Annotated in this window: 7 protein-coding genes and 1 pseudogene; 2 read left to right on the forward strand and 6 right to left on the reverse strand. The window is 39.6% G+C overall.

The features are described 5' to 3' along the window. Nucleotides 1–202: 202 nt before the first annotated feature. Together A3G19_RS11685 and A3G19_RS11690 are read left to right on the forward strand one after the other, a co-directional pair. A pseudogene (locus A3G19_RS11685) lies at nt 203–613 on the forward strand (methyl-accepting chemotaxis protein); the annotation flags it as partial. 48 nt (nt 614–661) lie between these two features. Beyond that, nucleotides 662–1,006, forward strand: coding sequence for a CZB domain-containing protein (locus A3G19_RS11690; RefSeq protein ID WP_291750966.1), 345 nt, complete (start codon nt 662–664; stop codon nt 1,004–1,006). A 9-nt stretch (nt 1,007–1,015) separates the two neighbouring features. Here the strand turns inward: A3G19_RS11690 and A3G19_RS11695 are convergent, their stop codons facing one another. The 6 genes from A3G19_RS11695 to A3G19_RS11720 all read right to left on the reverse strand — a co-directional run bounded on the left by A3G19_RS11695 (nt 1,016) and on the right by A3G19_RS11720 (nt 6,126). Next, nucleotides 1,016–2,254 carry a glucose-6-phosphate isomerase gene (locus A3G19_RS11695; protein WP_294873046.1) on the reverse strand — a complete coding sequence of 413 codons (1,239 nt, stop codon included), beginning with the start codon at nt 2,252–2,254 and terminating at the stop codon, nt 1,016–1,018. Beyond that, nucleotides 2,254–3,249 (reverse strand): type I glyceraldehyde-3-phosphate dehydrogenase, encoded by a 996-nt coding sequence (gene gap, locus A3G19_RS11700; protein ID WP_015653448.1) that lies wholly within the window; start codon nt 3,247–3,249, stop codon nt 2,254–2,256. Before gap ends, A3G19_RS11695 begins: the two co-directional genes overlap by 1 nt. 108 nt (nt 3,250–3,357) lie before the next feature. Beyond that, entirely contained in the window at nt 3,358–3,873 is a 516-nt protein-coding gene (locus A3G19_RS11705; protein WP_294873049.1) for a glycine zipper 2TM domain-containing protein, read from the reverse strand. A gap of 66 nt (nt 3,874–3,939) precedes the next feature. Further along, nucleotides 3,940–4,557, reverse strand: coding sequence for an ATP phosphoribosyltransferase (gene hisG / locus A3G19_RS11710; protein WP_015653446.1), 618 nt, complete (start codon nt 4,555–4,557; stop codon nt 3,940–3,942). Continuing rightward, complete coding sequence (locus tag A3G19_RS11715) at nt 4,551–5,168, reverse strand: type III pantothenate kinase (RefSeq protein WP_294873051.1); 618 nt, start codon at nt 5,166–5,168, stop codon at nt 4,551–4,553. Before A3G19_RS11715 ends, hisG begins: the two co-directional genes overlap by 7 nt. Before the next feature lie 337 nt (nt 5,169–5,505). After that, nucleotides 5,506–6,126: a pentapeptide repeat-containing protein gene (locus A3G19_RS11720; protein ID WP_294873053.1), complete on the reverse strand. Its 621-nt coding sequence runs from the start codon at nt 6,124–6,126 to the stop codon at nt 5,506–5,508. Nucleotides 6,127–6,203 lie beyond the last annotated feature (77 nt).

A 6,203-nucleotide genomic window follows, 5' to 3' on the forward strand; every position in this document is an offset into this window, starting at 1 on the left:
CATGCACTCCACCTATTTACATATCCAAAAATCGGTACTTAACAGCACTATCGGACAAATTGGTTCAGGTGTCGGCGGAGGCTTAGAAGTCATCCAAAAAGATCTTCAAAATACCATTATACGACTTGGAAACATCACCAAAATCAGTCAAGCCACCTCAAAAAACTCTTCTGAAACAGTTGAGGAACTCGAAGAAATTATTATGAAACTGAGCCGTCTCATCGAGTTGGTACAAATCTCTGCAGATGCAATCAATTCACTCAATGAAAAAACCTCTGAAATTACCTCCGTTGTCAATTTGATTAAAGATATCGCCGATCAAACGAATCTGCTAGCCCTTAACGCTGCGATCGAAGCAGCACGAGCCGGTGAACATGGTCGAGGATTTGCCGTCGTTGCCGATGAAGTTCGCAAACTGGCTGAGCGTACCCAAAAAGCAACCGGAGAAATCGCCATTGCGGTTCAAACGCTTCAACAAGAGACGACTGAAATACATAGTAATGCTGAAGACATGAATGACATCGCCAGTGAGTCCAGTAGTGCCATCGAATCGTTCCGCTTTACCCTTAATACCTTTAACAAAGATGCTCAAACCACAGCCCGACAAGCAACCGTTATTGAAAACACAACCTTTGTCACATTGGCTAAAATCGATCATATTATGTTTAAGTCCAACGCGTATAAAACTATTGTTCACGGCCAAATAGAACAGTCGTTCAGCGATCATCACAGCTGTCGTCTAGGCAAATGGTATGAAACCGGTTCCGGAAAAGAGAGATTTTCACATCTGGCGAGCTTCAAAGGAATCGAAGCACCGCATGCCATAGTTCATAATATGGTACATAGTAATTTAGTATACGTCGAAAAAGAAGATCAAACTATCTATCATCAAGACAGCATTATTGAAAATTTCAAAGCTATGGAGAGTGCCAGCCTTTTACTCTTTGGTTTGATGGATAATTTAATCCAAGAATCTGAAGAAGAAATTTGCCTAAAACGTTCTTAATTGAACGTTTTACGAGTGAAAATATCCAGCCAATATCTGCTTTCCAATTTCGACACCCGGTTGATCATACGTACTAATTTCCAAAAGTGCTCCGCTAAGTGAGGTGAGTAACTCATAATAGAGAATCAACTCTCCCACAGAACCTTCATCGATTTGTTTCCATGCAATCTCATCCACACTGACACCGCTTTGTAAAACACTTTGCATCGTTGCTTGACATTGAGCATTAATGAGTTCATTAAAACTTTTACCGTTTACAAAATCACTTTTTTCCAAATGCTTGAGAGAGAGTTCAGGAATCATCAAATGATCTTCCGAATGTTCAATATGCATGAAGGTAACCGTTTTATTCAAAGGTCCTTCAATAATCAACTGCAAAAAGGAGTGCTGATCGACTGATCCGATCAAAGAGATAGGCGTTAATCCTACCCGCTCACCCCTCGTATTACGCTTACCCAATGATTCACCCCAGAGTTGAACCACCCATTTACCAAACTCTTCAAACGTATCGGAATAGGCAAATAATACATTCATGGGGTATTGATCACTGTGGGTCACATAGAAAGCCGCTTTTTGGAGCATATGATCTTCTTCACGATTCCAGAACTGCTCTAAAAAACTTTCTGCTCCTTTGAGTATAGCTCCCGTATCAAAACCGGCCAAGGTGAGAGGAACCATCCCGACAGCACTGAGAACCGAAAACCGTCCACCGACGTTTGCGGGAATCACAAAACGTCGAAGTTTATTTTCATCCGCAAAATGTGAAAGAATAGAGTCCCCATCACTGACAATGTAAATCTGATCAGAGTTTTCCAAAGGCAATTCAAAACTCACGATGAGCCGCTTGAAGATAGAGAGGGTTTCGACCGTTCCGCCCGATTTTGAAATGACAATAAAAAGAGTGCGGAACTTATCAATTTGCTTCATCTCCTGCATAATACTGATAGGATCAGAATTTTCAAGATAAATCAATTTTTTAGCATTTGGAGTACTGGGACGTAAAAGTCGTTCAATCGCTTTTATCCCCAAAGATGATCCCCCGATCCCAATTATGGCAATCGTATTAAAGCGACGATCGGTATCATGATAGATCGTTTTTAGCTCTTCAACAATCAATTGCGAAGAACGAGGAAGATGATAGTACCCAATCTCTCCGGAATCTGCTTCGTGACGAACCGCTTCAAACCCTTTTTCAAGAGTTTGAGGGTCAAGCCCGCTGCATTCGAAATAGTTTGAGTACTTAAGCATTAATGTGTACCGATAAGAACGGTCATGTCAACAAGACGACTACTGTATCCCCACTCATTATCATACCAAGCCAATACTTTCACGGTATGTCCATCCACAACACTGGTCATATCCGGTACATAAGTGGAACTGTAGGTTGAACCAACAAAATCACAGGATACACGCTTATCATTATCCACTTCAATCAGACCGTTAAAAGCACCTTCTGCTGCCGTAGTAAATGCTGCATGAATATCCTCTTTAGTCACCTCTTTTTTGAGGTTAACAGTCAAATCGACAACCGATACATCCGGTGTCGGTACTCGCATCGCATAACCATTGAGTTTGCCGAGCAATTGAGGCATAACTTTGCCGATCGCTTTTGCCGCACCGGTAGAGGTAGGAATCATATTGAGCGCCGCAGCACGCGCGCGACGAGGATCTTTAGAGTGTTTAACATCCAAAATATTTTGATCGTTTGTATAAGAATGAATCGTTGTCATAAGCCCATTTTCGATACCGAATGCATCATCCAAAACTTTACAAATCGGCCCTAAACAGTTGGTCGTACAGCTGGCATTAGAGATAATCGCTTCTCCTTTGTACGCATCTGAGTTAACTCCGTAAACGTATGTCGGAGAATCGTCTTTCGCAGGTGCTGACATAATGACTTTTTTGATCCCGTTTTTCAAGTGTTTTTGACAGCTCTCCTGATCCAAAAAGACACCCGTACACTCAATAACCACTTCAGCTCCCGTACTGCCGAAATCAACTTTGTCGATATCGCGTTCACGGAACATACGAACGTTTTTACCTGCGATTGCTATGGTGTTTTCATCGATTACTTTTGCATCGATACCGCGATGTACACTGTCAAATTTCAAAAGATATTCAAGCATTTCAGGCTTTGCCGTCGTATTCAATGCTACTAATTCAATGTCACTGCGTTCAGCAATAATCTTAGCGACGATAATTCCAATTCTTCCTGTGCCGTTGATTGCCACTTTGAGTGCCATAGAGACTCCTGAAAATAATAAAATAATATGATTGATTTTAACGAAAAAACTTTAAAAAGATGGTTATAAAGAGGAAATCTAAGCCCTTTTTAGGAGGCTTAGACAAAATTAATAGCTGTAGGTGACGGTAACCGGAATCTGTTTCAATGCGCTGTTGCTCTCAACACTGATTTCTCTTCCCTTAAATTTGGCGTAATTGATATAGCCATCCACTACTTGACGGGTTTTTACAGTTGTAATATTCTCACATTTGCGAACGGTTTGATACGTTGTTGAAGAAGGGGTATTGTACTTGCTCCCTACGTTTTGACCGGCTAGCGTTCCGAGCACCGCTCCACCGACGGTTGCCGCCGTTTTACCTTTTCCGCCGCCGACTTGATGTCCTAGAACACCGCCTAAAGCACCTCCGACAACAGCACCGATAACATCATTGTTCGTTCCACCCGAACTGACTTGCTCTTGTACGTCGTAGCACTTTTGGCTCGGAACCTCTTCTTGAATCGTTGAATAGCTAGGAGTTGATCGTATCACGTTAACGTATTCAACCGTCGAAAAATTCTCCGCCATTACCGCTGAAGTAGAAAAAAGCACCGATAAAGCAACAGGTAAAATGATCTTTGACATTTTAATATCCTTTGTTAATTTTCAGTATTGTAAATAGTATTTGTTAATCAATTGTGAATTGCTTAATTATTTTCCGTACAAAAGAGCGTTTATTTTTTCGTAAATATCTAATATCTCACTTTTTTTCTCAAAAAAACTGTTTTTATTGGCGATCAGATGGGTGGTTGATTCCATAATTGTTTCAACCACTTCCAAGCCATTTTGTTTCATCGTACTACCCGTTTCGACGACATCGACGATCATATCGGCTAACCCGACAAGAGGTGCAAGCTCAATAGAACCGTAGAGTTTGATAATATCGGCGGCTACCGCACGTTCGGCAAAATAGCGCTTGGTAATGTTCACCATTTTGGTCGCGACTTTTATTTCGCTTTTGGTAAAGTCCGGTTTTTCCCCCGCACGCATCCCGATCGCAACACGGCATTTTCCTTTTTGCAAGTCCAAAAGGCGGATCACATCCAACCCCTGCTCTTCAAGAGTATCGAGACCTACGACACCGATATCGGCTGCTTGGTGATAGACATAGGTTGCAACATCCTGATTACGTACCAACAAAAATTTAAAATTTTCGGTCTGAAGGATCAATTTGCGATCATCAAATTTAAAACTGCTTCCGAAAATCGTTTCAAATATTTCCAACGTATCTTCGGCAATTCGCCCTTTTGGGAGTGCGACACTTAGCATTTAACACCTTTTTCTATCAACTTATTCATCCCCTGGAAGATCAGATCTTCCCTCACAACTGCCTCGGGTAAAAAACGAGACAACAGATGTGCGTCTCCTCCTGTCAAGAAAATGGGTTTTCCAAGACGCTCAATCTTTTCAATCAAAGGAGCCAAAAAACCGACCGTGAGTGCATCAGGAGTATTTTTCGCCATTATAGTCAAATCAACCTCAAAGTTAAATGACACGTTTAATGCAGGAGAGAGTCTTGAATACGCTTCCTGAGCTGCACGAAGCCCTAACGCAATAAATCCGCCCTGATAGAGACCATCTTGCATCAAATCAACCGTTATGGCACTCCCCGCATCGACGATAACCCCCTCATCAACCGCTTCACACACCATTATCCGATCAATTCCCATTGTGGAATAGTATTTATCCCAGTCGATAAATGCTCGCAGATCATGCCAATTCATGAGATCACAAATACGTTCATTCAGAGAAGCATTAACACTGACATAATAGACATCATCTTGAAGTGTCACGGGATTAAAATCAGCTACACTAAGCTTGGTACGTTTACCATCCATGAACAAATCAACCGAGGTATTGCCGATGTCGCATAATATCATGCTGATATTATAGCTTAATACCTTATGCGCAATAGAAAAGTCCGAAAATAGGCACTTTAAAAGCATTAAAATCAATACAAAGTCGGTTGCTGACAAACCGAAAACATACCAATTTGGCAACGGTTGCCATGAAGATTGCCACAAACTTTCTTTTTTAAATTCAGCTGTTTTTATTATAAATTCACACAACCTAAGCCGAGTGATTTTTACTCCAGTGTTTACTGGCTTTCATGGGATATTGTGACAGAAATGCTATGCACATAAGCACAATTCCGTTAAATTACTTATCTACAATCCTCCTGTCAACAATAGTATCATTATTTATTAAACTATATTTTTATTCCAACCCAATCGTGTTTTCAATATCAGAAGGATAAAAATCTTCTTTTTTAAGACCTGTTTTTGAAAAATTCGCACCATTACAACTTGCATATTTGAAGTTTGGATTATGAATTTTTGCTTCACGAAAAGAAGCTTCATAGATTGTTGTATTGCTAAAATTTGCATCAATTATTGTTGCATTATTAAAAATTGATCTTCTCATACTAATTCCTCCAAAATTAGTCTGAATTATTTTTGCATAACTAAAATCAACATTATCACAAGTAGATCCAGTAAAAACAGTCCCTGTTAAATCTACCTTTGATAAATTCATATTTGAAAAGTTTGTATTTTCAAAAATTTGAAAACTTAAGTCTAACAGGGGCAAATCATGGGTTTGCAACATTCGTAAATAGTATATAAATAACTTATCACAATTACTTTCTATTAAATTTTTTTCTTTGTTAAGTGCCTGCAATAAATTCCAATATCCGAAAAAAGTAAATAATGAGCTGTCAATTGATGAGAATTCTGACTCATACGGAATAAAATCATAAGATAGTAATTCATACATATTTTCTTTTAAAAGTATAAATATTGCAGTTTTATCACAACTTTGATCTGGAATGACCCCCAAAAACTAGACACTTTTTAATTCGTTAATTTCGTCGATAATAATCGGCATGGAATACGATTAGGAGAGATAAATGGCAA

This window comes from Sulfuricurvum sp. RIFCSPLOWO2_12_FULL_43_24 (assembly GCF_001829605.1).
Classification (GTDB): domain Bacteria; phylum Campylobacterota; class Campylobacteria; order Campylobacterales; family Sulfurimonadaceae; genus Sulfuricurvum.